Consider the following 26,678-nt stretch of genomic DNA (forward strand, 5'->3'; position numbering starts at 1 on the left):
CCCCGAGACGGGAAGTGGCCAGGCGCGGGCGAAGGTGGGAGCGAGCCGGATACGATGCAGGAGCGCGCGGGGAAGAGCGCGGGGGAGAACGGAGAGGACTGGCCGCGACGAAGGCCGGGCTGGTAGAAAGGAGGGAAATCCCATCGCGATCATCAGGAGACGACCATGGACACGTGCTGCGTGAAGGCGCTGGTGACCGGCAAGGTGCAGGGGGTCTGGTACCGCGGGGCGGCCCAGGAGCAGGCCCTCAAGGCCGGCATCACCGGCCATGCGCTCAACCTGCCGGACGGCCGGGTGGAGGTGCTGATGTGCGGTGAGCGCGAGGCGGTCAAGCGCCTCGCCGAGTGGCTCTGGAAGGGCCCGGACGGGGCACGGGTCACCCACGTGGAGTTCGAGGTGATCGAGACCCACGCCCCGGACGACTTCCACACCGGCTAGGTTTCGCCCGTTTCAAGCCCGCGCAATTCATACCCGCGCGATTCAGGCCCGTGCCGACGAGAGCGGGGCCTGGATGTGAAGGCCCCATGACGAGCCCCGGTTGAGGCCGGGGCTCGGCGATCAGGCCAGGGTGTCGGCGATCCAGTCGCTGACGGCCGCGCCGTCGACGCCCAGGCAGACCTCTACCAGCGGCGTCCGCGACCAGCGCGCCTCGATGAAGCCGCGGCCCTCGGGGGCGAAGATGGTCTGGCCCTCTGCATCGCCGAAGGTGGCCACGGTCAGGTGACCGCGGCTCGTGGTGAAGAGCTCCGGGCGCAGCAGCCAGGCCAGGGCGCAGCTGTCGTGGGGGCAGCAGCCGTCGATGCCCAGCGCCTCGCGGTAGAAGTCCCGATAGAAGGCGAAGCTTCCCGCCAGCACCTTGCCAAGCTCCCCCTGGCCCGCCTCGATGCGCGCCATGTGCGCGTCGGTCAGCACGCAGCGGTGGGTGACGTCCAGGCCGACCAGCGTCAGCGGCCAGCCGGCGGTCAGCACCCGGGCCGCGGCGTCCGGGTCATTGAACATGTTGGCTTCGGCCACCGGGCTGACGTTGCCGCCCTCGCGGATCGAGCCCCCCATGATCACCACGCGTTTCACCTTGTCGATGAGGCCCGGGTCGAGCTGCAGGGCCGCGGCCAAGTTGCCCACCGGACCGACGGCGACCAGCGTGACCTCGCCGGGCCGAGCCGTCACGGTATCGACGATGAACTGCGCGGCGCTCACGCCCTCGGCCTGGCCCGTGACCGGCGGCAGCGCGATGTCGCCCAGGCCGTTGGCGCCGTGAATGTGGGCCGGCGGCGGATGGCGATCCTTGACCATCGGTCCCGCCGCCCCCTGGGCGACGGGGATCTCCCGTCCGGCGAGCTCGGCCAGCAGCAGGGCATTGTGGGTCGCAGTCTCCACGTCCACGTTGCCGTAGGTGGTGGTCATGCCCAGCAGCTCGATCTCGGGATGGCGCAAGGCGATGGCGATGGCCTGGGCGTCGTCGACGCCCGGGTCGGTATCGAAGATGATCGGATGCGTCACGGTGGGGCTCCTTTCCTTTAAGGCCGGCGGGTCGCTCGGATCAGCGTGCCACGGGGCCGTCGCACAGGGCGCGCTCGACCGCATCACGTTGGGGAATGCTTTCGGCGGCGCCCTCGACCTGCACGCCCAGGGCGGCGGCCGTGGCGGCGAGCCGCAGGCAGTCGATGACGGCCTGGCCTTCCTGCAGCGCCGTCATATAGTAGCCGATGAAGGTATCGCCCGCCGCGGTGGTGTCGCGCGGCGCCACCGGCAACGCCGGCTGGAAGTGGCGCTCGCCGCCGCCCTGGAACCAGGCGCCGTCGCCGCCCAGGGTCAGCACGGTATCGGTGTCCGGCAGGCGTCGCGCCAGGCCGTCGAGCAGCGCCTCGGGGGCGGCGTCCTCCTCGACGCCGGCGAGCCAGGCGGCCTCGCCGCGGTTGACGAACAGCAGCGCGCAGCGCGACAGGGGAAGCTCCAGCACCTCGGCGCCCATGGGCGCGGGATTGAAGGCGACCTTGAGCCCTCGCTCGGCGGCCTGTTCCAGCACCTGGGGCAGGGCGTTGGTCTCGTTCTGGGCCAGCAGCCAGTCGCCGGGGCGCGTGGCGTCGAGGCGCGTCTCGAGGTCGGCGGCGTCGAAGCCGTGGTTGGCGCCGGGAAACAGGATGATGGCGTTTTCGCCCTGATCGTCGACCTGGATGACGGCATGCCCGCTGGGCGCGTCAACCAGCGCGATGCCGGCGACCTCCACCCCGGCCTCGCCGAGCAGCGACCGGGCCCAGGCATCGCGGTGATTGAGGCGGCCCCAGTGGCTGACTCGGCCGCCGGCGCGGGCCATGGCCAGCGACTGGTTGGCGCCCTTGCCGCCGAGGCCGACGCGGTAGTCACGGCTGGCCAGGGTCTCGCCGGGTCTCACCAGATGGGATACGCGATAGAAGTGATCGAGGTTGATGGACCCGAAATTGTGCAGCATGTCGTCCTCTTGCAATCAGTCGGCCTGCCAGTGGCGCAGGTTGTCGGCGGTCAGGGTCACGATGCGCTGGCGAGCCTCGGGGGTGATCCAGGCATTGTGGGGGGTGACGATCAGGTTGAGCGGCTCGTTCAGGGCGTCGAGCAGCCGATGGCCGTCGCGGGGCGGCTCCGTGGGCAGCACGTCGACCGCCAGCCCGCCGAGGCGATGGTCGCGCAGCGCCTCGAGGGCGGCGTCTTCGTCGATGATGCCGCCCCGGGCGCAGTTGATCAGCAGCGCGCCGGGCTTGAGGGTCGCCAGCAGGTCGGCATCGACCAGGTGGCGGGTGGCCTCTGTGAGCGGGCAGTGCAGGCTGATCGCGTCCGCCTCGGGAGCCAGCTCGCCAAGGCTTTGCCGGCTGTCGTGAGCCTCGTTGCCGGGACGGGCCGCGAAGTCGACGTGCATGCCGAAGGCCTGGGCGAGGCGGGCCACCTTGGAGCCCAGCTCGCCCTGGCCGACGATCACCAGGCGCTTGCCCTCCAGCTGCAGGGTGGTGTGATCCATCAGGCAGAAGAAGGGGCTCTCGCCCCAGCGGCCCTCGGCCACGTCCCGCTGATAGCGGGGCAGGCGGGTGGCCAGGGCGAGCATCAGCATCAGGGTGTGCTGGGCCACGCTGGCGGTGCCGTAGGCGGTGACGTTGCGCACGGCGATGCCCAGGCGCTCGGCGGCGGCCATGTCGATGTTGTTGGTGCCGGTGGCCAGCACGCAGATCAGCTTGAGCCCGGGCAGCGCCGCCAGGGCGTCGCCGTCGAGCACCACCTTGTTGACGATGGCGACCTCGGCGCCGGCGAGCCGCTCGGCGACCTGCTCGCGGGCGCTGTATTGATGCACGTCCAGGGCGTCGAGATGCGCTCTGATCGGGGTCAGATCGATGCCTGGCCCGAGGCTGGCGGCGTCGAGAATCACGGCTTTCATGGGGGGTTCCTTGTCGAGTCGGCCGCGTCGGAGGTCAGGCCCTGACGGGGCTGGGCCTGGCGGGGCGCGACAGGCTATAATACCCGGCTTTCAAGGCAGGCTTGGATTATCCGCGGGCCGGCCCTATATCGTACCGCGCCAGCGCGCCGTGGCGAATGCCCGGCAAGCGCTTGCTCCGTGGGACATGACAGATATCGGGAGTGAGCAAACCATGCCCATCTACGAATACGAGTGCAAGGCCTGCGGCCACCGCCTGGAGAAGCTGCAGAAGATCAGCGCCGCGCCGCTGACGGACTGCCCGTCCTGCGAGGCGGCCGAGCTCAACCGCCTGATCTCCGCGGCGGGCTTCCGCCTGGCCGGCGGCGGCTGGTACGAGACCGATTTCAAGACCGGCAGCAAGAAGAACCTGGCCGGCGGCAGCGAGGGCAGCAAGACCGCCGCGGCACCCGGCAAGGACGGAGCGGTCGCCTGAGCCGCCCACGCTGCTTTTCACCACTTAACGCAACGGAACAGGATACGACATGCGCAGCCATTATTGCGGCCAGCTCAACGAGACCCTGGTGGACCAGACGGTCACCCTGTGCGGCTGGGTCCATCGCCGCCGTGACCACGGGGGCGTCATCTTCCTCGATATGCGCGATCGCGACGGCATCGCCCAGGTCGTGGTGGACCCCGATACCGCCGAGGCCTTCGCCAATGCCGACCGCGCCCGCAGCGAGTACGTGCTGCGCATCCAGGGCCGGATCCGGCTGCGCCCGGAAGGCACCCAGAACCCCAACATGCCCACCGGGCTGATCGAGGTGCTGGCCAAGGACGTCGAGGTCCTCAACACCGCTGCCACGCCGCCGTTCCAGCTCGACGAGCATGGCAAGGTGGGCGAGGAGGTGCGCCTCAAGCACCGCTACATCGATCTGCGCCGCCCGGAGATGATCGACAAGCTGCGCCTGCGCTCGCGGATCTCCCACAACGTGCGCGCCTTCCTCGAGGGGCAGGGCTTTCTCGACATCGAGACCCCGATCCTGACCCGCGCCACCCCCGAGGGTGCCCGCGACTACCTGGTGCCGAGCCGCACCCATCCGGGCAGCTTCTTCGCCCTGCCGCAGTCGCCGCAGCTGTTCAAGCAGCTGCTGATGGTGTCCGGGTTCGATCGCTACTACCAGATCGCCAAGTGTTTCCGCGACGAGGACCTGCGCGCCGACCGCCAGCCGGAGTTCACCCAGATCGATATCGAGGCCTCCTTCGTCGAAGAGGAGGACATCATGGGGATCACCGAGTCGATGGTCCGCCAGCTCTTCAAGGAAGTGCTCGCGGTCGAACTGCCCGAGTTCCCGCGCATGCCCTATGCCGAGGCCATGAGCCGCTTCGGCTCCGACAAGCCGGACCTGCGCATCCCGCTCGAACTGACCGACGTCGACGACCTGATGAAGGACGTCGACTTCAAGGTCTTCTCCGGCCCGGCCAACGCCGATGACGGCCGCGTCGCCGCGCTGAAGGTGACCGGCGGCGCCAAGCTGTCGCGCAAGGAGATCGACGAGTACACCAAGTTCGTCGGCATCTACGGCGCCCGCGGCCTGGCCTGGATCAAGGTCAACGAGCGCGCCAAGGGCCTCGAGGGCCTGCAGTCGCCGATCGTCAAGTTCATGGAAGGCGTGGTCGAGACCCTGCTCGACCGCGTCGGCGCCGAGGATGGCGACATCATCTTCTTCGGTGCGGACAAGACGCGCATCGTCAACGAGGCCTTGGGCGCGCTGCGCGTTCGCCTCGGCGAGGACCTGGAGCTCTACACCGCCGAGTGGTCGCCGCTGTGGGTGGTCGACTTCCCGATGTTCGAGGAGGACGGCAACGCCCGCCTGCAGGCGCTGCACCACCCGTTCACCGCGCCGTCCTGCGACGTCGAGACCCTCAAGTCCCATCCGGCCGGGGCACTCTCGCGCGCCTACGACATGGTGCTCAACGGCACCGAGCTCGGCGGCGGCTCGATCCGTATCCACGATCAGGCGATGCAGCAGACCGTGCTCGAGGTGCTGGGCATCGACCAGGACGAGGCCCGCGAGAAGTTCGGCTTCCTGCTGGACGCCCTGCAGTACGGCGCACCGCCCCATGGCGGCCTGGCCTTCGGCCTCGACCGCCTGGTGATGCTGATGAGCGGCGCCAAGACCATCCGCGAGGTGATCGCCTTCCCGAAGACCCAGAGCGCCTCCTGCCTGCTGACCGAGGCGCCGGGCGAGGTGAGCGGCGACCAGCTCAAGGAGCTCAACATTCGCCTGCGCCAGAAGGCCAAGGCGGAGGGGGCCGGCGAATAGGCATCGTCGCCCGTCCCAGCACCATCCCACCGGCGCCCGAGGGCGCCGGTGGCGTATCCTGTTGTCACTTAAGCGCTGGTGTTGTGGCTCTTCCCGCGGGGCAGACCCCGAAGTGTCGGACCATCGAGGAGGCGCTGTGAACCCTTCCCTGGGCGCTACCGACGCCATTCCTGGCGTCGGACCTCCTCTTTTGCCTGCCCCCGGCGCCTCTTGCCACGATGGGCCAACACGCCTGTCAGCGTTTTCTGGATAAACCGGAGGTAACATGGCCGGCCATAGCAAATGGGCCAATATCAAGCACCGCAAGGCGGCCCAGGATGCCAAGCGGGGCAAGATCTTCAGCAAGCTGATCCGCGAACTCACGGTGGCGGCCCGCCAGGGCGGCGGCGATCCCGCCGACAACCCGCGCCTGCGCGCCGCCATCGACAAGGCGCTGGGCAGCAACATGACCAAGGACACCATCCAGCGCGCGGTCGACCGCGGCGCCGGCCATGCCGACGCCGACGAAATGGAGGAGATCGTCTATGAGGGCTACGGGCCGGATGGCGTGGCCATGCTCGTCGAGTGCATGACCGATAATCGCAACCGCACTGTCTCCGAGGTAAGACACGCCTTCAACAAGCACGGCGGCAACCTCGGCACCAGCGGCTCGGTGGCCTTCATGTTCCATAAGCAGGGGCGCCTGCAACTCCCCGAGGCGGTAACCGAAGAGGCCGCCATGGAGGCGACCCTCGCGGCCGAGCCCGAGGACCTCCAGGCGCTTCAGGATGGCAGCCTGGAGGTGATCACCACGCCGGACGCCTTCGGCCAAGTGAAGGACGCCCTGACCGCGGCTGACATCGAGCCGGTGGCCAGCGACGTCGGCCTGTATCCGGACAGCTACGCGCCCATCGCCGACGTGGAGATGGCCCGCAAGGTGATCAAGCTGATCGACATGCTCGAGGATCTGGACGATGTTCAGAACGTCTATACCAACGCGGAGTTCGACGATGATGTCCTCGACCAGCTCGACTGAGGCGCGCCGATGCTGATCCTGGGCATCGATCCCGGCTCGCGGATCACTGGCTACGGAGTGCTGGACGTCACCACCCCCACGCCGCGCTACGTGGCCAGCGGCTGCATCCGCATCCAGGCCGACGACCTGGCCCAGCGGCTGGCCCAGGTCTACGCCGGGGTCAGCGAGCTGATCGCCGTGCACGTCCCCGGCGAGTTCGCCATCGAACAGGTGTTCATGTCGAAGAATGCCGACTCCGCCCTCAAGCTCGGCCAGGCCCGCGGCTCGGCGATCGTCTGCGCCGCCAACCACGGCCTGCCGGTCAGCGAGTACGGCCCGCGACAGATCAAGCAGGCCGTCACCGGCGGCGGTGCCGCCGACAAGTCCCAGGTGCAGCACATGGTGACCGCGATCCTCGGGCTCTCGGCGACGCCCCAGGCCGACGCCGCCGACGCCCTGGCCATCGCCCTGACCCATGCCCATGCGCGGCTGGGGCTGCTCAACAAGGGCAGCTTCGGCGGCCATCGCAGCCGCCGCAAGACCAGCACCTGGCGGGATTTTCGCCCCTGAGCCTGTCGCCATGAGGCGACGCTCAGGCATTCTCGAACGCTGTTCCCGCGGGCTGGCACGCTGCCCGGGCGAACAGTATAGTGGCCCGGTGGCGGCCCAAGGCCGCCAAGGACTCCAACCCTAAGGGACAGCACATTTCCATGATCGGACGCCTGCGAGGCACCCTGCTCGAGAAACAGCCCCCCTGGATGGTGGTGGACGTGGCCGGCGTTGGCTACGAACTGGAAGCCTCCATGACCACCCTGGTGGCTATGCCCGGCACCGGTGAGCCGGTATCGCTCTATACCCATCTGACCATCCGCGACGATGCCCACCTGCTCTACGGCTTCGCCCGCGAGCAGGAACGCGCGCTGTTCCGTGCCCTGATCAAGGTCAACGGCATCGGTCCGAAGCTCGCCCTCGGCATCCTCTCCGGCATGGACGAGGAGGCGTTCATCCGCTGCGTGATGGACGATGATGCCAAGGCGCTGACGCGCCTGCCCGGCGTCGGCAAGAAGACCGCCGAGCGGCTGATCATCGAGATGCGCGACCGCTTTCCCCACTGGCAGCAGCCCGGCGAGCTGGCCGTGGGGATGGAGGGCTCGCCCGGCAGCGTGCCCGCCGCCGCGGCGGACCCCGTCGCCGATGCCGAGGCCGCGCTGGTCAGCCTGGGCTACAAGCCCGCCGAGGCGGCGCGCATGCTGGTCGGCCTCGAGGAGGCCGACTCCACCGAGGCCATGATCAAGGCGGCACTGAGCCGCCGCCTGGCGGGGTGAGTCGATGCCGTCGCCGTTTCTTCACCTGACACCGGATGGCCGCCATGCTCGAGAGTGACCGCCTGATCGCCGCCGACGCCCGGGAAGGCGAGGGCGAAGGCAGCGTCGACCATGCCATCCGCCCCAAGCGGCTGGCCGACTATATCGGCCAGCCGCGGGTGCGCGAGCAGCTCGATATCTTCATCAGCGCCGCCCGCGGCCGCGAGGAGAGCCTGGATCACACCCTGGTCTTCGGCCCGCCGGGGCTCGGCAAGACGACGCTCGCCAACATCATCGCCGCCGAGATGGGCGTGGGGCTCAAGTCGACCTCCGGGCCGGTGCTGGAGCGGGCCGGCGATCTCGCCGCCATGCTCACCAACCTGCAGCCCGGCGACGTGCTGTTCATCGACGAGATCCACCGGCTCTCGCCGGTGGTCGAGGAGATCCTCTATCCCGCCATGGAGGACTTCCAGCTCGATATCGTCATCGGCGAGGGGCCGGCGGCACGCTCGATCAAGCTCGACCTGCCGCCCTTCACCCTGGTGGGGGCGACCACCCGGGCGGGCTTGCTGACCTCGCCGCTGCGCGACCGTTTCGGCATCGTGCAGCGCCTGGAGTTCTACAGCATCGACGAGCTGACCGAGATCGTCGCCCGCTCGTCGCACCTGCTGGGCGTCGAGAGCGATCGCGAGGGCGCCCAGGAGGTCGCGCGCCGTTCCCGCGGCACCCCGCGTATCGCCAACCGACTGCTGCGTCGGGTGCGCGACTTCGCCCAGGTGCGCGCCGAGGGCCGGGTCGATGCCCAGATCGCCGACCTGGCGCTGAACATGCTGCACGTCGATCACCATGGCCTCGATCACATGGATCGTCGCCTGCTGCTGGCGATGATCGAGAAGTTCGACGGCGGCCCGGTGGGCATCGACTCCCTGGCCGCAGCCATCGGCGAGGAGCGCGACACCATCGAGGACGTGATCGAACCCTACCTGATCCAGCAGGGTCTGATGATGCGCACCGCCCGGGGGCGTGTGGTGACCCGTCAGGCCTGGGCCCATTTCGACCTGGCGCCCCACGAGCGGTCGCCCGAGTAGCGCACGTTTCTTTCCCTTTCCTGACCGACCAAGACCGACGAGGATGCCCGTGAACGACTCCCTGTCCATACCCCACCTGATCATGAACGCCAGCGGCGTGGTGCAGGCGGTGATGCTGATCCTGATGATCGGCTCGCTGCTCTCCTGGGTGGTGATCTTCCAGCGCACCTTCGTGATGCGTCGGGCCCGCAAGGCGCACCGTCGCTTCGAGGACCGCTTCTGGTCCGGCGTCGATCTGAACGAACTCTATCGCGAGACGCCGGCCGAGCAGGAGACCCTGGGCGCCGAGCACGTCTTCCGCTCGGGCTTTCGCGAATTCAACCGCCTGCTGGCCAAGACCCGCAGTCCCCAGGCAATCCTCGAGGGCGTCCAGCGCAGCATGCGCGTGGCCTGGTCCCGCGAGGAGGATCGCCTGAACCTGCACTTGGTGTTCCTGGCCACGGTCGCCTCGGCGAGCCCCTATATCGGGCTGTTCGGCACCGTCTGGGGCATCATGGGCTCCTTCCAGTCGCTTTCCATGGCCCAGCAGGCCACGCTTGCCACTGTGGCACCCTGGATCGCCGAGGCGCTGATCGCCACCGCCATGGGCCTGTTCGCCGCCATTCCCGCGGTGATCTTCTACAACCGCCTCTCGGCCGAATCCGGCCGTCTTCTGGGCAAGTACGAAGACTTCGCCGAGGAGTTCCACTCCATCCTGCACCGCAACCTGCAGGGCCGGACCGACGCCGGCGCCGACTGAGGGAGAGGCCATCATGCTGGGACCCTTCAATCGTAGCGGGCGCCGCCGCCCCATGGGCGAGATCAACGTCGTGCCGTTCATCGACGTCATGCTGGTGCTGCTGGTGATCTTCATGATCACCGCCCCCATGCTCACCCAGGGCGTGCAGGTCGACCTGCCCCAGGTCACCTCCGAGCCCATCGAGGAGACCGAGGATCGCGACCCGATCATCGTCTCGGTGGACAAGGACGGCCAGTACTTCATCTCCCTGGGCGGCGACGAGTCGCCGGTCAGCCTGGACGAGGTCAGCGAGCGGGTGATCATCCTGCTCGACCGCCAACCGGGCACTCCGGTGATGGTGCGCGGCGATCGCAACGTACCCTACGGCCAGGTGGTGACCCTGATGAGCACCCTGCAGACGGCCGGGGTGAGCAACGTCGGGCTGATCTCGGAACCGCCCCCCGGGGATCGTTGAGGAGCGCCCATGGCCAGACAAGACCGACGCGTGGGCTATGGCCTGCCGCTGCTGCTCGCCATCGGGCTGCACCTGGCGATCCTCGTGGCCAGCGTGCTGCGCTTTCCCGACGAGGAGGTCGCGCCGCCGAGCAGCGCCATCGTCCAGGCGACCCTGGTGAGCACCGAGACCACCACCGATCAGGCCCAACGCGCCGAGGAGGCAAGGGCCCGGGCCGAGGCTCGCCAGGCCGAGGAGGACGCCGCCGCGCGTGCCGAGGAGCAGGCCGCCGAGCAGGAGGCGGCTCGCCAGGCCGAGGCCGAGGAAGCCGAACGCCAGGCAGAAGCCGAGGCAAACGCCGAAGCCGAAGCACAGCGCCAGGCTGAGGCAGAGGCCCGCGAGGCCGCCCGCCGCGAGGCGGAGCAGGAAGCCGCTCGCCGCGCCGCCAAGGCGGAAGAGCAGGCCCGCGAACGCGAGGCCCAGGCCGAGCGGCGCCGCGAGGCCGAGGCGGAGGCCGAACGGCAGCGTCAGGCCGAGGCGGAAGCCGAACGGCAGCGCCAGGCCGAAGCGGAAGCCGAACGGCAGCGCCAGGCCGAGGCGGAAGCCGAACGGCAGCGCCAGGCCGAGGCGGAGGCCGAACGGCAGCGTCAGGCCGAAGCGGAGGCCGAACGCCAGCGCCAGGCCGAGGCGGAGGCCGAACGGCAGCGCCAGGCCGAGGCGGAGGCCGAACGCCAGCGCCAGGCCGAGGCGGAGGCCGAACGCAAGCGCCAGGCCGAGGAGGCCGCCCGGCGTGCCGCCGAGGCGGCGAGCCAGGGGCTGGATCGCGCCATCGAGGGCGAGAGCGACAATGTCGCCAATGCCCGCCAGGCGACCGAGGCCGCCAACAGCTTCATCACCCTGGTGCGCCGCGCGGTGGAGCAGGCCTGGGTGATTCCGCCCAACGTCCCCGCCGGCGCCGCGGCACAGGTCAACGTGCGACTGGGGCCGTCGGGGGAGCTGTTCGCCGCTTCCATCGGTCAGAGCAGTGGTGACGGGGCCTTCGATCGTTCCGCTGTCCAGGCCGTGGAGGCCGCCGCCCCCTTCGCCGAGCTTCGCCAGTTGCCGGCAGCGGTGCAACGCGACTACCGTCAATTCAATCTGCGATTCAGACCGGGGGATATCCGCTGATGAAGATTCTGAAGACCACCTGGCTTGCCGCCATGCTGATGCTGGTCACCAGCCTGGCCCAGGCCGACCTGACCATCGAGATCACCCGGGGCAGCGACCGGGCCACGCCCATCGCCGTGGTGCCGCTGGCCGACGGCGACGACCTGCCTCAGGACATCGCGCAGATCGTCGCCGACGACCTGGAGCGCAGCGGCTACTTCGAGCCCCTCGAGCGTCGCGCCATGTTCGCGCGCCCAAGCTCGAGCGAGGAGGTCAGCTACGGCGAGTGGCGCGCCCTGGACGTCCGCTACCTGGTGGTGGGACAGGTCAGCCGCGAGGGCGATGCCTACCGGATCGGCTACGAGCTGCTCGACGTCACCAGCGGCCGCCGGATGCTCGGCGAGAATGTCACCTCCCAAGGTGCCGGGCTGCGCGACGCCGCGCACTATATCAGCGACCAGATCTTCGAGGAGATCACCGACATTCGCGGCGCCTTCTCGACCCGCATCGCCTACGTGACCTCCACGGGTCTGGGCGATCGCACCCAGTATGCGCTGCACGTGGCCGACGCCGACGGCCGCAACAGCCAGCAGATCCTGGCCTCCGACGAGCCGATCATGTCGCCTTCCTGGTCACCGGACGCCGGCAAGCTGGCCTACGTCTCCTTCGAGACCGGCCGCCCGGCCATCTACCTCCAGGACATCGCCTCCGGCCAGCGCGTGCGGGCCACCTCCTTCGAGGGCCTGAACAGCGCCCCGACCTGGTCCCCCGACGGCCGGCGCCTGGCGATGTCGCTCTCCAAGGACGGCCAGCCGGACATCTACGTGATGGACATCGGCTCGCGCAATATCGAGCGGATCACCACCGACTCCAGCATCGAGACCGAGCCCGCCTGGTCGCCGGATGGCCGGAGCCTGGTGTTCACCTCGGATCGCAGCGGCGGGCCCCAGATCTATCGCCTCGAGCTCGGCGGCGGCAAGCCCGAACGCATCACCTTCACTGGTGACTACAACGCTCGGGCCCGCTTCGCCCCGGACGGCGAGGCGATCTTTTTGATCCACCGCGGCGGCAACGGCTATCAGGTCGCTCGCCAGGATCTGGAGAGCGGCCGCCTGGTGGCGCTCACCGACTCGCGGCAGGACGAATCACCCAGTGTCGCGCCCAACGGCACCATGGTAATCTTCGCCACCCAGCAGGGCGGCAACGGCGTGCTGGGCGGCGTGTCCGCCGACGGACGCGCCTCCTTCCGACTGCCGGCGGCACAGGGTGATGTCCGCGAACCCGCGTGGTCCCCGTTTCTGAACTGATGTCCCCCAAAAGGAGTTTCACGATGCAGCTCAAGTCCCACGCCAGAACCCTGGCCATTGCCTTCTCTCTGGCCGTCGTGGCCGGTTGTTCCAGCACGGGCGGCAGCCAGGACGGCGACATGGACGGCGGCCTCGCTGGCGGCGACCGCGGCGGCGTCTCCACCGGCACGGCCGGCGGCAGTGGTGTCAGCGGCGACCGAGCCGGTCAGATGACCGATGCCGACGGCCGCATCCCGGCGACCCGCACCATCTACTTCGAGTACGACAGCGACACCATTCGCAGCGAGTTCGAGCCGGTGCTGACCGCCCACGCGCGCTTCCTGCGCGCCAACCCCAGCGCCACAGTGATCCTGCAGGGTCACACCGACGAGCGCGGCACCCGCGAATACAACCTGGCGCTGGGCGAGCGTCGTGCCGGCTCCGTCGAGCGCTACCTCAACGTGCAGGGCGTCTCCCCCTCCCAGGTCGAGGTGGTCAGCTACGGCGAGGAGCGGCCCGCCGCGCGGGGCGCCAACGAGCAGGCCTACGCCCAGAACCGTCGGGTGGTCTTCGCCTACTGAGCCGGGCCCACACGACGAGGGAGATAGCCATGAGACACGGTCTGAAGAGACTGTGCGGCGCGGGAGCCCTGGTGCTCCCGCTGACCGTCGCGGCGCAGCAGCCGGTGATCGAGGACCTCACCGAGAGCAACCGGGGAGGGGGCTTCTACAGCCAGACGGCGACGCGCGAGGAGGCCGGCGGCAGCCTGGTGATTTTCAACCAGGTGCAGAAGCACCAGGAGGAGATCCGCCAGCTGCGCGGGCAGGTGGAGGAGTTGCGCCATCAGCTCGAACAGCTGCGCCGCCAGACCCGCCAGCAGTACCTGGACATCGAGGATCGCCTGATGGCGGCGGGCAGCGGCGTCGATCAGGCCGCGCCGCCCGTGGACGAGCAGAGCGCCCGCGAGGTGGCCGAGGCCCCCTCGCCGAGCGGCGACGATGCCGACACCCAGCAGGCCTATCAGGCCGCCTTCGCGCACGTTCAGGCCCGCGAGTTCGGCGAGGCGATCGCCGCCTTCGAGGCCTTCGTCGGCCAGCATCCCGACAGCCGCCTGACCGCCAACGCCTACTACTGGCTGGGCGAGCTGCACTCGGCCGAGTCCAACCTCGAGGAGGCCGAGACGGCCTTCCAGCGGGTCCTCGAGGACTTCCCGGAGAGCAGCAAGGTGCCGGACGCCCTCTACAAGCTGGGCCTGCTCGAGGCGCGCCGCGGGCGACCGGAAGAGAGCCGGGCCCTGCTCGAGCGGGTGCGCGAGGAGCATCCCGACAGCAGCGCCGCCGGACTGGCCGATGACTTCCTGCGCCAGGCGGGTAACTGAGGATCGAGGAACCGAGATGACCTGCAAGATCGACTACCAGCCCGCGGCCGACCTGCTCGACGGCCGCATCATCCTGGTCACCGGTGCCGGCGACGGCATCGGTCGCGCCGCGGCGCTGGCCTTCGCCGGCCACGGCGCCACCGTGATCCTGCTCGGGCGCACCATCGCCAAGCTCGAGAAGGTGTACGACGAGATCGAGGCCGCCGGCGGCCCCCAGCCGGCGATATTCCCACTCAATCTCGAGGGCGCCGCGCTCAAGGACTACCACGATATGGCCGAGACCCTGGACAAGGAGTTCGGCCGCCTGGATGGCATCCTGCACAACGCCGGGATGCTGGGCCGCATCACTCCCTTCGAGCAGTACAACCCCGAGCTCTGGGAACAGGTGATGCAGGTCAACATCAACGGGCCGATCTGGATGACCCAGGCGCTGTTGCCGCTGCTCAAGAGCTCGCCGGACGCCTCGGTGGTGTTCACCTCGTCCAGCGTAGGCCGCCGCGGCCGGGCCTACTGGGGCGCCTACTCGGTCTCCAAGTTCGCCACCGAGGGCTTCGTCCAGGTGCTGGCCGATGAGGTCGAGCATCTGGGCACGCTGCGCGTCAACAGCCTCAATCCCGGCGCGACGCGCACCCCCATGCGCAAGGCCGCCTATCCGGGCGAGGACCCCCAGTCGCTGCGGCCCCCCGAGGCCATCATGCCGACCTATCTGTGGCTGATGGGTCCCGAGAGCCGGGGCCACAACGGCGAGCCGTTCGACGCCCAGCCGCCCAAGGGCTCTACCTGACGGTTCTGCGCGAGAGGCCCGCCCGACGGTTCCGCTGAGGGGCACACCTGAACGGAAGGCCTCACCGGGCAGCCAAACGGCGAGGCCACATCAAGAAGCCCTCACGCCTTGGTCGGCGTGAGGGCTTCATGGCGTCTGGGGCTCGTGCGTCGTTCTAGCCTTCCAGCGCTCCCTCCATCACCGCGGCGACCAGCGCCTCGGCGGTCTCGAACCAGAGGTCGGCCGGCCAGCGCCGGTAGTCGTCCTCTTCCTCGATATAGCCATAGCCCACCGCCACGGCGGCCATGCCGGCCGCCCGCGCCGCCTGCATGTCGCGCAGGTGGTCGCCGATGTACCAGCAGGCCTCGGGCGTTGTGCTCAGGCGTCGCGCCGCCTCGACGAGCGGTTCAGGATCGGGCTTCTTGACCGGCAGGTCGTCGGCGCAGAGCAGCACCCCGGGGGCGAGCCCAAGGGCCTCGACCAGGGGGGCGGCGTAGGCGCGGGGCTTGTTGGTGACGATGCCCCAGCGTCGCTCCCGCGCCGCCCACGCGTCCAGCAGCCGATCCAGCGGGGGAAAGACGCGGCTCTCTTCGGCCACCGACTGGCCGTAGGCCTCGAGCAGGAAGGTACGGGCCGCGTCATGGCCGGGGGCCTGCTTCTCGAGGCCCAGCGCCAGGGTCACCAGGGCGCTGCCGCCGTTGGAGACCTGGGCGCGGATCAGCGCATAGGGCAGGGCGGGCAGGCCATGATGGTCGCGCAGGGCATTGGTCGCCCGAGCCAGGTCCGGCGCGGTATCCACCAGGGTGCCGTCCAGGTCGAAGAGCAGGGCCTCGGGCCGCGACGGAGGCATCAGCTCATCTCCCGGCGGCAGTGCATCAGGTAGTTGACCGAGACATCGCGCTGCGACAGAGAAAATTGGCGGGTGAACGGGTGGTAGACCAGGCCGTTCTGCTCGCGCACCGCGAGGCCCGCCTCGCGGCACCAGCCGGCCAGCTCCGAGGGGCGGATGAAGCGGCTGTAGTCATGGGTGCCGCGGGGCAGCATGCGCATCACGTACTCGGCGCCGACCACCGCCAGGGCATAGGCCTTGGGTGTGCGATTGAGGGTCGAGAAGAACACCTGGCCACCGGGCTTCACCAGGGCCGCGCAGGCGCGCACCACCGAGGCCGGGTCGGGCACATGCTCGAGCATCTCCAGGCAGGTGACCACCTCGAACTCGCCGGGATGCGCGGCGGCCATCGCCTCGGCGCTGATGTGGCGGTAGTCGACACTGACGTTCTGGTCCCGGGCATGCAGTCGAGCCACGGCCAGCGGCGCCTCGCCCAGGTCGATGCCGGTGACTTCGGCGCCACGATGCGCCATGGCCTCGGCGAGGATGCCGCCGCCGCAGCCGACGTCCAGCACGCACCGTCCGGCCAGGCCTGAGCGGGCATCGATGAAGTCCAGTCGCAGCGGGTTGATGTCGTGAAGCGGCTTGAACTCGCCGTGCGGATCCCACCAGCGGTCGGCCAGGGCCTCGAACTTGGCGATCTCCGCCTGATCGACGTTGCCCGCGTGCGGGTGGCTTGCACTCATCTGCTGTCTCCCTGGTATCGCCCACCCGACACGCTGTCAGGCCGGCCTGGGTTCGGTATCATGGCCGGTATTGTACCCGCTCCCCGGAGGGCATTCCCACGCTTTCCGGCCGGCCACCCCCAACCGTGACAGGGACCGCACCATGATCCACAAGGCCGTTCTTCCCGTTGCCGGATTCGGCACGCGCTGTCTCCCGGCCTCCAAGGCCATTCCCAAGGAGATGATCACCATCGTCGATCGACCGGTGATCCAGTATGTCGTCCAGGAGGCCGTGGCCGCGGGGATCCGCGACATCGTGCTGGTGACCCACGGCACCAAGAGCGCCATCGAGAACCACTTCGACAAGCACTTCGAGCTCGAGGCGAGCCTCGAAGCCAAGGGCAAGACCGACCTGCTCGAGGAGCTGCGCTCCATCGTGCCCGCCGACGTCAATATCATCAGCGTGCGCCAGCCCGAGCCGCTGGGCCTCGGCCACGCCGTGCTCTGCGCCCGCCCGGTGGTGGGTGACGACGAGCCCTTCGCGGTGCTGCTGCCCGACGTGCTGGTGGATGGCGAGGGCCTGGCGCGCAACGACCTGGCTGGCATGATCGCCTCCTTCGAGGCCACGGGGCATAGCCAGCTGATGGTCGAGGAGGTGCCCCACGAGCTGGTCCACAAGTACGGCATCGTCGATACCGGAGGCGAGCTGCCGGGGCCCGGCGAGTCGCGGCCGATCGCCGGGGTGGTCGAGAAGCCGGCGGTGGACGAGGCGCCCTCCGACCTCGCGGTGATCGGCCGCTACGTCCTGCCCGGGCGCATCTTCCCGCTCCTCGCCGACACGCCGCCCGGAGCCGGCAACGAGATCCAGCTCACCGACGCCATCGAGACCCTGCGTCGCGAGGAGGGCGTCGATGCCTTCCGCATGCAGGGCAAGACCTACGACTGCGGCCATCAGCTGGGGTATCTGGAAGCGATTCTCGCCTACGGCCGTCGCCATCCCCGCTACGGGAAGGGCTTCTGCGAGCTGCTCTCGCGCTACGCGGACGGGGAGTGAGCCAATGCGGGTACTGATCCACGGCAGCGAGCTGGCCGCGGCCACCGCGGCGGCCGCGCTCTCCTGGGTGGGCCACCGCGTGGCCTGGCTGCCCCACGTCTCGGCCGACTGGCCGACCCTCGCGCAAAGCCGCTGGCTCGCCAGCGAGCCGGAGCTGATGGGTCGGCTCGAGGAGGGCATCGCCCAGGGCAGCCTGCGGATACTGCCCCAGGATGAGCATGACATCGATGACGAGCCCTTCGACGTGATGTGGCTCGCCGTCTCCCCCGACCAGCGCCCTGATGCCGCCGAGTGCGTCGAGCGGCGGATGGCGAGCCTGTGCCCCGGGGCCGTGCTGATCAACAACTCCACCTTCCCGGTCGGCGAGACCGAGCAGCTGGAGTCGCGCCTGGCCGGCTGCCGGGCGGTGGCGCTGGCCGACCTGCTCGAGGAGGGGCGCGCCTGGGAGACCTTCACCCGGCCCTCGCGCTGGCTGCTCGGCTGCGACGATGATCGGGCGGGACACCAGGTGCGTGAACTGCTGCGCGCCTTCAACCGTCGGCGCGAGGTAATCCAGCGCATGCCGCGGCGCGCCGCGGAGCTCACCAAGCTCGCCATCAACGGCATGCTCGCCACTCGCATCAGCTACATGAACGAGATCGCCGGGCTCGCCGACAGCCTGGGGGTGGACGTGGAGCACGTTCGCCAGGGCATGGGCGCCGATTCACGCATCGGCTACGAATATCTGTATCCCGGCTGCGGCTTTGGCGGCCCCAACTTCTCCCGCGACCTGATGCGCCTGGCCCATGTCCAGTCGGCGAGCGGACGCCATTCAGCGCTGCTCGACCAGGTGCTCGACATCAACGAGCACAAGAAGGAGACGCTGTTTCGCAAGCTATGGGCCCATTTCCATGGCCGCCTGGGCGGCCGCACGGTGGCGATCTGGGGGGCGGCCTTCAAGCCCGGCACGGCGCGCATCGACCAGGCGCCGGTGCTGACGCTGCTGCGCGCCCTCTGGGCCCAGGGCGTCAAGGTGCGCCTGCACGATCCCGCGGCGATCCCCGCGGTGCTCGCCGAGGTCGGCGAGCACCCGCTGCTCGAAGTGTTCGAGGAGGACCCGCTGACGGCCTGCGAGGGCGCCGATGCGCTGATGCTGGTCACCGAGTGGAAGGCCTACTGGAACCCCGACTGGCCGCGGCTCACCGACCTGCTCGGCGAGAAGCTGCTGCTCGATGGCCGCAACATCTATGATCCGGCCCATGTCGCGGCCTGTGGCCTGCACTATCGCGGGATCGGCCGACGGGCCGATCCGTGACGGCGCCCAGTCCCCAGGAGGTCTCGACACCTTAACAAAACGGCCCCGCCAGATGGCGGGGCCGTTGTCATTCAGCGGGCGGCGCCGAGGCGCCTATGCCGTGGCCGAAGCTCAGACTTGACTGGAGCTTTGGCTCAGCTGACGTTCTGGCTTAGCTGAAGTTCTGGGCGACGAAGTCCCAGTTGAGCACGCTCCAGACGTTCTCGAGGTACTTTGGGCGCGCGTTGCGGTAGTCGATGTAGTAGGCGTGCTCCCACACGTCGATGGTCAGCAGCGGGGTCTGGCCATGGGCGATGGGGGTGTCGGCGTTGCTGGTGTTGACGATGTCGACGCCGCCATCATCGGTCTTGATCAGCCACGTCCAGCCGGAGCCGAAGTTGCCGGCCGCCTGGGCGTTGAAGGTCTCCTTGAACTTCTCGAAGGAGCCGAACTTGGCGTTGATGGCCTCGGCCAGCGCCCCGGTCGGCTCGCCGCCGCCGTTGGGAGAGAGGCAGTGCCAGTAGAAGGTGTGGTTCCAGACCTGTGCCGCCTGGTTGAACAGGCCGCCGGAGGAAGACTGGATGATCTCTTCCAGGGACTTGTCCGCCTCGGCGGTGCCGTCGGTCAGCTCGTTGAGCTTGTTCACGTAGGTCTGATGATGCTTGCCGTAGTGATACTCGAGGGTCTCGGCCGAGATGTGCGGTTCCAGAGCGTTCTTGTCGTACGGCAGTGCGGGCAGTTCAAATGCCATCGAGTCTCTCCTTGTCGTCAGCGGTGTCGTAACAGCACCCCATGGTGGGCATCGGGACGCCTGGATTCAAGGCTCCCCCGTCGATGTTGACCGGGAACCGTGCGTTCCGATGACAAAAAACCTTACACTATCAGGACGATGTGTCGGTGCTGTCGCGGCATCATAGCACCCGCCCCGGGGGGCGCCAATTGCGTGCCCCAAGAACCGGCGACCCCGGCCAACCACCCCGAGAGAAGGAGTTCCTCATGGCAGAGCACCCGGATGACCGCCGGCACCCCCGGCCGATCGTGCCGGACCCGGATGCCAGCCTGTCGGCGCCGCGCACACGCTATCCGCCTCCTCCGCGGGTGTGGCCGCTGTGGCTGCTGGTCCTGCTGCTGCTCGCCGCCGGCGCGGCCCTGGCCTGGGCCGGCTGGCAGGAGCGCGCTCGCCTGCAGGCCGAGCTCTCCCGGGTAAGCGGCGAGCTCTCCAACGTGCATGCGCGCTTCGATGCCGAACAGGGCAGGGGGGAGGCGCTCAGCGCGCTGCAGTCGCGCCTGGATGAGCTGTCCAACCTGGAAGCCGAGGTCGACGCGGTCCTCGACCGTCGCCTGTCAGACTTCAAGAGTGAGCTCGAGACCGAGCTCAAGGCCGACCTCGAGACCGAACATGAGGCCGCGCGGGCGCAGCAGATCGCGCCCCTCGAGGAGCGCCTGGCGCGCCAGCAGGCTCGGATCGCCTCGCTCACGGAGCAGGCCGCGACCCGCGACGCCACCCTGGCCGCGACCCGCACCTCCCTGGACGCCCTGGAGCGTGCCGGCGAGGAGGGACGCGCCGCGCTGGGCGAGCGGCTGGCGACCCTCGATCAGGCTCGCGAGATTCAGGCCGAGCGTCGCCAGACCCTGGCCGACGGCGTGCAGGCGCTCCAGGAGCGGATGGAGAGTCTGGAAGCACAGCTGACGCAACTCGACGGCCGAGTTGAAGCCGTGACGGGATCACGCGATGATGTTCATCAACGAATGGAAGCGCTGGACAGCGGGCTTCAAGAGATGGCATCCGGGCTGCGCGAGCTGCGACAGTCCCAGCTCGCCCTGAGCGCCCAACTCGAGGCATTGCGCCAGTGACATCCCCCCGTCAGGGATCGATGCTCATGGATAATCGCGTGTGGACTCGCCTCTCGGCGGCAACGCTGTGTCTCGGTCTGGCGCCCGGCGCCCAGGCCCTCGAGGCGACGGTCGAGGGTCTCGAGGACGAGCTGGCCGAGAACGTGCGCCTCTATCTCGACGAACTCGAGGCCGAGCAGTACAGCCCCGAGCGCCTGAAGAGCGAGGTGTTGCGGCGCAGCAGTGAGGCCCTGAGGGTCTTCGGCTACTACTCGCCCAATATCCGCACGCGCGTCGACGACCCCGAGGCACCCGAGGAGGTGACGCTCGTCATCGATCCCGGCGCGCCGGTGCGCATCGAGATCCTCGAGCTCTCGGTGACCGGGGACGCTGCCGATGATCCGCCCTTCGTCGACGCCATCGACGACTTCCCCCTCTCCCGGGGCGATCGGCTGCGCCATGCGCCCTTCGACAGCCTGCGCAGCACCCTGGCCAACCTGGCCCTGCAGCGCGGCTACTTCGACTGGTCCTTCACCGACCGGCGCATGGAAGTGAGGCCCTATGCCCAGAGTGCCCGGCTCTACCTGGCACTGGACAGCGGCCCACGCTACCGCTTCGGCGACGTGACCTTTCAGGGCCATCACATCGAGACCGAGCGGCTCAAGAACCTGGCGACCTTCGATCGCGGGGATCCCTACCTGGCAAGCCAGGTCGCCCGGCTCAACGAGCGCCTGGGCCAGACCGAGTGGTTCGAATCACTGAGCGTGCGCCCGCGCCTCGATCGCGACCTGGAGCGCCTGGCGCTGCCGGCCACCGAGGCCGGCTGGTGGCAGGCCCTCGACCTGCAGGGCCGCGAGCCGACGCCCCCGGCGGCGCGCATCGAGGCCGAGGCGCTGGTCGCGGCCAGCACCCTTCAGCGTCCCGCCGAGGCTCCCATCGACGTCACGGTGACGCCGGCGGACCGCCACCAGTTCGAGGTCGGCCTGGGCTATGCGACCGACGTGGGCCCCCGTATCCGCCTCGCCTGGGATCAGCCCTGGATCAATCGCTACGGTCACGGCCTCGACCACGACCTCTATCTCTCGGGCCCGGAGCAGCGGTTTTCCGGCCTCTATACGATGCCTCTCGAGGATCCGCTGCGCGACAGCTATCGCCTCCAGTATGGCCTACGTAACAAGGACAGCGAGGACACCCAAACCCTCGAGAGCACCGTGGAAATCGCCCGGCGCTGGAAGTTCGACAGCGACTGGGCGGCCGACGACTTCTGGGCGTTCGCCAGGGACTGGGAGCAGTCGCTCTACCTGCGGGGCACTTACGAGGACTTCACCCAGGCCGGCGTCTCCAACCAGGTCCTGCTGCTCTATCCCGGCATCAGCTGGACGCGCACGCGCACCCGCAATCCCGCCTTCCCCACCTGGGGGGATCGCCAGTTCCTGGCGTTCGAGTACTCCAACGAGGCATGGGGGTCGGCGGCGGAGTTCCTGCGCATCACCGGCGACAGCGAATGGATCCGCATGCTGGGCGATGACAACCGTTTCGTCGGCCGGGTCGGGTTCGGCAGCACCACCACCGAGGACTTCGCGGACATCCCGCCGTCCCTGCGCTTCTTCACCGGCGGTGATCGAAGCGTGCGCGGCTACTCCTACGAGAGCATCGCCCCCGAGGACGACGAGGGCAACCTGATCGGCGGCGAGCAGCTGCTGACCGTTGGCCTCGAGGCCCAGCGGCGCGTAGCCGGGAAGTGGTGGCTGGCGACCTTCGTCGACACCGGCGATGCCTTCAACGACTGGTGGCCGAGCGACTTGAAGACCGGGGCGGGCCTCGGCGTGCGCTGGATCTCGCCGGTCGGCCCCATCCGTTTCGACATCGCGCACCCCTTCGATATCGAGGATACCTTTCGCATCCACTTCTCCATCGGACCGGAATTCTGAGAGCCAACACCTTGAGAAAGCGCGCCGTGACCTGGGCTCTGGCCCGCCTGCTGATCCTCCTGCCCCTGTGGCTCATCGGCCTCGTGCTGCTGTTGCTGGGGTTGGCCCTGTCGCCTTGGGGCACCGGCGTGCTGCTCGAGCAGGGCGCCAAGCGCGGCTTCTATGAGCTGGGCGGCTATGAGGGGGCGCCGCTGGATCGCCTGGTGCTCGAGGACCTGCGCCTGGAGGCGGGACCGGCGCGGGTCGCCCTGTCGCGCCTGGAGCTCGCCTGGTCCGAGGACTGCCTGCTCAAGGGACGGCTATGCATCGAGCGGCTCGCCCTGGAGGGCGCCGATATTCGCCTGGCCGAGACGGCGCCCCCCGTAGCGGAGGCACCCGAGGAGCCCGCCCCCGACGGCGAACCGCTCGGCCAGATCCAGCTGCCGTTCCCCTTCGAGCTGCGTGAACTGTCGCTTGCCGATGTGGACCTGCGGCTCGCCGACGGCACGCGGCTCGCCTGGGCCTCCTTCACCAGTGCCCTGCGCGCCGAGCAGGGCACCCTGACCCTGCTGCCCACGCGCCTCGCCGGCACGCGGCTGACCCTGCCGCTTTCGGCGGGCACGCGGCTCGCGCTGAGCGAGGCCGACTACGAGGGGCCGAGGCTCACCGCCCAGGCCATCGACGCCGCTACCGCCGTCCACTCGCCGCTGCCCGACGAGGCCGCCGCCGAGTTGGAGGGCATGGCCAACCTGCCCCTGACCGAGCAGCCGCGTCGCGTACTGCCCGAGGTGACGCTGCCTCTGGCGGTGGAGGTGCCGGAGCTGCTCGTCGAGGACTTCGCCGTGGGGGGCACCGTCGAGGCCGGCGTGGAGCGCCTGCTGCTGCGCCTGAGCGCGCAGGGGCATGAGATCCGCATCGCCCCCCTGAGGCTTGCGAGCCCCGACGCCGACGCCGAATTCGAGGCGCGACTGGCCCTGCGGGACGACTACCCCCTCGAGGCGCGTCTGGCCGCGGAGCTCTATCTGCCGGAGCGCATGCCGGCGCTGGCCGGCGAGCGCATCGAGCTCGACGTCGCCGGCAGCCTCGCCGAGCTCGAGGTCGACCTGGCCTTGCAGGGCCCGGTCGAGGCGCGGCTGACGGCCCGGCTCGACGCTCTCGATCCCACGCTGCCCTTCGAAGCCTCGCTGGACAGCGAGGCCCTGCAGTGGCCGCTGCCCGGCGAGGCCCAGGGAGGCGAGGGCCAGGGAGAGGAGGTGTCCGCCGAGGCCCAGGCGCAGGCCGACGGGCAAGGCGAGACACCAGACCCAGCGACACAGGCGCAGCAGGAAACACCAGAGAGCGATGCACAGCCCGCGCCGACGGAGCCGTGGCGGGCCGAGGCGCTCTCGCTGCGCCTGGCCGGCAGCCTGGTCGACTATCGGGCCGAACTCTCCCTCTCGGCCGCGGGCCCGACGCTGCCGCGCACCGATCTCTCGCTGATCGGCACCGGCAGCCTGGCCCACTTCGCCTGGTCGCCGCTGACCGTGAACCAGCAGGGCGGGGTGATCGTCAGCCGCGGCCGGGTCGACTGGGGGCAGGGCCTCGACGCCACGGCCACGCTCTCCCTGGACGCCATCGATCCCGGCAATTTCGTCGAGGGACTCGAGGGCCAGCTGGGTGGCGGCGCCGAGGTGAGCTTCGCCCAGGACGCCGACGGCTGGCGAGTCGAGGTCCCGTCCCTGGACATCCGGGGGGTGCTGGACGACCGGCCGCTTTCCCTCGAGGCGGTGCTGGCCGGCGACAGCGAGATGCAATGGGACATCGAGACCCTCGACTTCCGCCAGGGCAGCAATCGCATCAGCGCCACGGGCACGGTCAGCCCGTCATCGCTGGACCTGCGCGGCGAGCTGGCCCTGCCGGCCCTCGCTAGCCTCTATCCCGGCCTCGACGGCGTCCTCGACGGCGATTTCATCGCCCAGGGCAGCCTCGAGGCGCCCCAGCTCGAACTGGACCTGACCGGACGCGAGCTGGCCTTCAACGACAACCGGCTGTCGCGACTGGATCTCGAGGCGAGCGTCGCCGGCCTCGACGATCCCGAGCTCGCCGTGTCGCTGGACGCCCGTGACATCGCGGCCGGCGGACAGCAGATCACCGCGCTGACGCTGGACCTCGAGGGGCAGCAGACCGCGCATCGACTGCGCCTGGCCATGGACGGCGGCGAGGGCCTGCCGGTCTCGCGGCTGGCCCTGACCCTCGAGGGTGGCCTGGACACCGCGCGCGAGCGCTACCGGGGCACCCTGGCGCCGCTCGAGCTCGACAGCGAGTTCGGCGATATCCGCCTGGCCGAGGCGCTGACCTTCGAGGCCCATCTGCCCGAGGGGTCGGCCCGGGTGGCGCCCTTCTGCCTGAGCCGCCGCCAAGGCGGGGACATCTGCCTGGTCGAGCCGCTCGAGGCCTCGGCCGAGGCCGGGCGCGCCGCCCTCGAGATCCGCGACCTGCCGATGGATATGGTCGACAGCGTGATGCCGCCCGGGTGGCGCATCGGCGGCGAGAGCGCCGGTACCCTCTCCGCCGGCTGGTCGGGTGGGGGAGAGCGCTGGCGGCTCGACGCCGACCTCGACAGCCGCGCCGAGGTGACCGGCGAAGACGCCTATGGCCAGCCCTGGGCGGTGCCCGGCACCAGCCTTGACGTGACGGTGGAAGCCAGCGAGACGCGGGCGGATCTCGAGCTGGTCGTGGGCCTGGCCGACACCGGGGAAGTTCGCCTGGCACTGGGGATCCTCGACCCGCTGGGCGACGGCGCTCTGGACGGCCAGCTTCGCGTCGATGACCTGCGCCTGGCGCCATATCGCCCGCTGGTCGCCGGCCTGGAGACCCTGGAGGGCGGCCTGGACGGCGATATCCGCATCGCCGGCCGCCAGGAGGCCCCGCGGCTGGACGGCCGACTCGCCCTGACCGGGCTGAAGGCCGGCGGCCTGGATCTGCCCCTGGAGGTGCAGGACGGCGAGCTCATCATCGACCTGGCCGGCGACCGAGCCGACCTCGGCGGTTTCCTGGCCGCCGAGGAGGGCCGCCTCACCATCGATGGCAACGCCCAGTGGCCGGCCGACGGCGGATGGCAGGCGGCCATTGACCTGAACGCGGTCGATGATCCCCTGCTGGCGATCCTGCCGAGCTTCGGTCGCCTGCGCCTGGCCCCGGATCTCCGCGTGCGCGCCGATCCCGAGCGACTCCGGGTGCGTGGCACGGTCGAGATCCCCTGGGCGAGGCTACAGGTAGGCGAGGTGCCCCAGTCGGCGCAGGCGCCAAGCCCCGACGAGGTGATCATCACCGAGGAAGACGATCGCCGCGCCGCCGAAGCCGAGGCGGAGGCCAGGGCGCAACGCCAGCCCGGCGAATCCACCGCCGCGGCTATGGCCGAGGCCGGCATGGCCACCGACATTCGGATCACCCTGTCACTGGGCCCGGACATGCAGCTCGAGGCCTACGGGCTGGAGTCGGAGCTCGCGGGCAACCTCGAGGTGCGCCAGCAGAGCGGCCCGGTCCAGCTGTTCGGGGATGTCAGCCTGATCGATGGCCGCTTCAAGGCCTACGGCCAGGACCTGGTCATCCGCGAGGGGATCATCTTCTTCAGCGGCCCGCCGGGGCAGCCGCGGCTCGACTTCGAGGCGATCCGCAATCCGGCCGCCACCGAGGACGACGTGATCGCCGGCCTCCGGGTGAGCGGCGAGGCGTCGGCCCCGAGCCTGGAGATCTTCTCGGAGCCGTCGATGAACGAGGGCAGGGCGCTCTCCTACCTGCTGCGCGGCCGCGCCCCGGACAGCAGCGGCGGGACCGACGGCGCCCTGACCTCGGCGCTGATCGGCCTGACGATCGGCAAGACCGGCGGGGCCGTGGGGGCCGTCGGCGAGGCCTTCGGCATCGAGGATCTCAGTCTCTCGTCCGCCGGTACCGGCGAGGAGAGCCAGGTGGTGGTCACCGGCAACCTGACCGACAGGCTGAGCATCGGCTATGGCGTGGGGGTGTTCTCGCCCATCGCCGAGCTGTCCCTGCGCTACAAGCTGTGGCGCAACCTCTACCTCGAGGCGGTGTCCGGCGCCGCGCAGGCGGTGGACATGATCTATACCTTCAGCCTGCCGGGTGATCCGCCGTCGCCGTGACCGGCTCGCCCGTCAGACATGCCATGGTGCTCGCTCCCTCGACCCGTCGAAGGAGCGGGCGACCCCCGACAAGGAGCAAAC

At 69.6% G+C, this 26,678-nt stretch carries 25 protein-coding genes; 19 read left to right on the top strand and 6 right to left on the bottom strand.

Features of this window, described 5'->3' with window-relative positions; genetic code table 11:
* Positions 1 to 165: 165 nt before the first annotated feature.
* On the top strand, positions 166 to 438 hold the full coding sequence (locus ABE957_RS05210; protein WP_349757624.1) for an acylphosphatase: 273 nt from the start codon (positions 166 to 168) through the stop codon (positions 436 to 438).
* A 120-nt stretch (positions 439 to 558) separates the two neighbouring features.
* On the opposite strand, the gene ABE957_RS05215 is transcribed toward ABE957_RS05210, so the two are convergent.
* The 3 genes from ABE957_RS05215 to ABE957_RS05225 are packed head-to-tail and all read right to left on the bottom strand — an operon-like array spanning position 559 to position 3,400.
* Entirely contained in the window at positions 559 to 1,500 is a 942-nt protein-coding gene (locus ABE957_RS05215; RefSeq protein WP_349757625.1) for a nucleoside hydrolase, read from the bottom strand.
* 40 nt (positions 1,501 to 1,540) lie between these two features.
* Entirely contained in the window at positions 1,541 to 2,449 is a 909-nt protein-coding gene (locus ABE957_RS05220; RefSeq protein WP_349757626.1) for a ribokinase, read from the bottom strand.
* A 15-nt stretch (positions 2,450 to 2,464) separates the two neighbouring features.
* Positions 2,465 to 3,400, bottom strand: a complete 936-nt coding sequence (locus tag ABE957_RS05225; protein ID WP_349757627.1) for a D-2-hydroxyacid dehydrogenase — start codon at positions 3,398 to 3,400, stop codon at positions 2,465 to 2,467.
* Positions 3,401 to 3,611: 211 nt separating this feature from the next.
* Between ABE957_RS05225 and ABE957_RS05230 the strand changes: the two genes are divergently transcribed.
* The 13 genes from ABE957_RS05230 (at position 3,612) to ABE957_RS05290 (ending at position 14,855) form a co-directional block, all read left to right on the top strand.
* A complete protein-coding gene (locus ABE957_RS05230) occupies positions 3,612 to 3,872 on the top strand; it encodes an FmdB family zinc ribbon protein (protein ID WP_349757628.1) in 261 nt (86 codons plus the stop codon).
* Positions 3,873 to 3,921: 49 nt separating this feature from the next.
* Entirely contained in the window at positions 3,922 to 5,703 is a 1,782-nt protein-coding gene (aspS, locus tag ABE957_RS05235; RefSeq protein ID WP_349757629.1) for an aspartate--tRNA ligase, read from the top strand.
* A 265-nt stretch (positions 5,704 to 5,968) separates the two neighbouring features.
* Positions 5,969 to 6,718, top strand: a complete 750-nt coding sequence (locus tag ABE957_RS05240; protein WP_349757630.1) for a YebC/PmpR family DNA-binding transcriptional regulator — start codon at positions 5,969 to 5,971, stop codon at positions 6,716 to 6,718.
* 9 nt (positions 6,719 to 6,727) lie between these two features.
* The gene (gene ruvC / locus ABE957_RS05245; RefSeq protein ID WP_349757631.1) at positions 6,728 to 7,267 is read left to right on the top strand and encodes a crossover junction endodeoxyribonuclease RuvC; all 540 of its coding nucleotides are present in this window, start codon (positions 6,728 to 6,730) and stop codon (positions 7,265 to 7,267) included.
* A gap of 140 nt (positions 7,268 to 7,407) precedes the next feature.
* Positions 7,408 to 8,022 (top strand): Holliday junction branch migration protein RuvA, encoded by a 615-nt coding sequence (gene ruvA, locus ABE957_RS05250; protein WP_349757632.1) that lies wholly within the window; start codon positions 7,408 to 7,410, stop codon positions 8,020 to 8,022.
* A 44-nt stretch (positions 8,023 to 8,066) separates the two neighbouring features.
* On the top strand, positions 8,067 to 9,089 hold the full coding sequence (gene ruvB, locus ABE957_RS05255; RefSeq protein WP_349757633.1) for a Holliday junction branch migration DNA helicase RuvB: 1,023 nt from the start codon (positions 8,067 to 8,069) through the stop codon (positions 9,087 to 9,089).
* A gap of 49 nt (positions 9,090 to 9,138) precedes the next feature.
* Positions 9,139 to 9,828, top strand: coding sequence for a protein TolQ (tolQ, locus tag ABE957_RS05260; protein WP_138178947.1), 690 nt, complete (start codon positions 9,139 to 9,141; stop codon positions 9,826 to 9,828).
* Positions 9,829 to 9,841: 13 nt separating this feature from the next.
* Complete coding sequence (gene tolR / locus ABE957_RS05265; protein WP_349757634.1) at positions 9,842 to 10,282, top strand: protein TolR; 441 nt, start codon at positions 9,842 to 9,844, stop codon at positions 10,280 to 10,282.
* Between the two features lie 9 nt (positions 10,283 to 10,291).
* The gene (gene tolA, locus ABE957_RS05270) at positions 10,292 to 11,428 is read left to right on the top strand and encodes a cell envelope integrity protein TolA (protein WP_349757635.1); all 1,137 of its coding nucleotides are present in this window, start codon (positions 10,292 to 10,294) and stop codon (positions 11,426 to 11,428) included.
* Positions 11,428 to 12,714 carry a Tol-Pal system beta propeller repeat protein TolB gene (tolB, locus tag ABE957_RS05275; protein ID WP_349757636.1) on the top strand — a complete coding sequence of 429 codons (1,287 nt, stop codon included), beginning with the start codon at positions 11,428 to 11,430 and terminating at the stop codon, positions 12,712 to 12,714. Before tolA ends, tolB begins: the two co-directional genes overlap by 1 nt.
* Positions 12,715 to 12,737: 23 nt before the next feature.
* Entirely contained in the window at positions 12,738 to 13,274 is a 537-nt protein-coding gene (pal, locus tag ABE957_RS05280; protein ID WP_349757637.1) for a peptidoglycan-associated lipoprotein Pal, read from the top strand.
* Between the two features lie 29 nt (positions 13,275 to 13,303).
* Positions 13,304 to 14,071 carry a tol-pal system protein YbgF gene (gene ybgF / locus ABE957_RS05285; protein ID WP_349757638.1) on the top strand — a complete coding sequence of 256 codons (768 nt, stop codon included), beginning with the start codon at positions 13,304 to 13,306 and terminating at the stop codon, positions 14,069 to 14,071.
* A 16-nt stretch (positions 14,072 to 14,087) separates the two neighbouring features.
* A complete protein-coding gene (locus tag ABE957_RS05290; RefSeq protein WP_349757639.1) occupies positions 14,088 to 14,855 on the top strand; it encodes a YciK family oxidoreductase in 768 nt (255 codons plus the stop codon).
* 154 nt (positions 14,856 to 15,009) lie between these two features.
* Here the strand turns inward: ABE957_RS05290 and ABE957_RS05295 are convergent, their stop codons facing one another.
* Positions 15,010 to 15,684: an HAD-IA family hydrolase gene (locus tag ABE957_RS05295; protein ID WP_349757640.1), complete on the bottom strand. Its 675-nt coding sequence runs from the start codon at positions 15,682 to 15,684 to the stop codon at positions 15,010 to 15,012.
* A complete protein-coding gene (gene ubiG / locus ABE957_RS05300) occupies positions 15,684 to 16,409 on the bottom strand; it encodes a bifunctional 2-polyprenyl-6-hydroxyphenol methylase/3-demethylubiquinol 3-O-methyltransferase UbiG (RefSeq protein WP_349757641.1) in 726 nt (241 codons plus the stop codon). Before ubiG ends, ABE957_RS05295 begins: the two co-directional genes overlap by 1 nt.
* A gap of 142 nt (positions 16,410 to 16,551) precedes the next feature.
* Between ubiG and galU the strand changes: the two genes are divergently transcribed.
* Entirely contained in the window at positions 16,552 to 17,442 is an 891-nt protein-coding gene (gene galU, locus ABE957_RS05305; RefSeq protein WP_349757642.1) for a UTP--glucose-1-phosphate uridylyltransferase GalU, read from the top strand.
* Between the two features lie 4 nt (positions 17,443 to 17,446).
* Positions 17,447 to 18,736 carry a nucleotide sugar dehydrogenase gene (locus ABE957_RS05310; RefSeq protein ID WP_349757643.1) on the top strand — a complete coding sequence of 430 codons (1,290 nt, stop codon included), beginning with the start codon at positions 17,447 to 17,449 and terminating at the stop codon, positions 18,734 to 18,736.
* Positions 18,737 to 18,887: 151 nt separating this feature from the next.
* Here ABE957_RS05310 and ABE957_RS05315 read toward each other — a convergent pair whose 3' ends face one another.
* Positions 18,888 to 19,466 carry a superoxide dismutase gene (locus ABE957_RS05315; protein WP_349757644.1) on the bottom strand — a complete coding sequence of 193 codons (579 nt, stop codon included), beginning with the start codon at positions 19,464 to 19,466 and terminating at the stop codon, positions 18,888 to 18,890.
* 245 nt (positions 19,467 to 19,711) lie between these two features.
* Between ABE957_RS05315 and ABE957_RS05320 the strand changes: the two genes are divergently transcribed.
* From ABE957_RS05320 to tamB, 3 genes are read left to right on the top strand one after another with little or no spacing between them, the layout of a single operon-like run.
* Positions 19,712 to 20,569 carry a coiled-coil domain-containing protein gene (locus ABE957_RS05320; protein WP_349757645.1) on the top strand — a complete coding sequence of 286 codons (858 nt, stop codon included), beginning with the start codon at positions 19,712 to 19,714 and terminating at the stop codon, positions 20,567 to 20,569.
* A 26-nt stretch (positions 20,570 to 20,595) separates the two neighbouring features.
* Positions 20,596 to 22,479 (top strand): autotransporter assembly complex protein TamA, encoded by a 1,884-nt coding sequence (gene tamA, locus ABE957_RS05325; protein ID WP_349757646.1) that lies wholly within the window; start codon positions 20,596 to 20,598, stop codon positions 22,477 to 22,479.
* A 26-nt stretch (positions 22,480 to 22,505) separates the two neighbouring features.
* Positions 22,506 to 26,597 carry an autotransporter assembly complex protein TamB gene (gene tamB / locus ABE957_RS05330; protein WP_349757647.1) on the top strand — a complete coding sequence of 1,364 codons (4,092 nt, stop codon included), beginning with the start codon at positions 22,506 to 22,508 and terminating at the stop codon, positions 26,595 to 26,597.
* The last annotated feature ends 81 nt before the right edge of the window (positions 26,598 to 26,678 follow it).

This window comes from Halomonas pelophila, from assembly GCF_040196315.1.
Classification (GTDB): Bacteria; Pseudomonadota; Gammaproteobacteria; order Pseudomonadales; family Halomonadaceae; genus Halomonas; species Halomonas pelophila.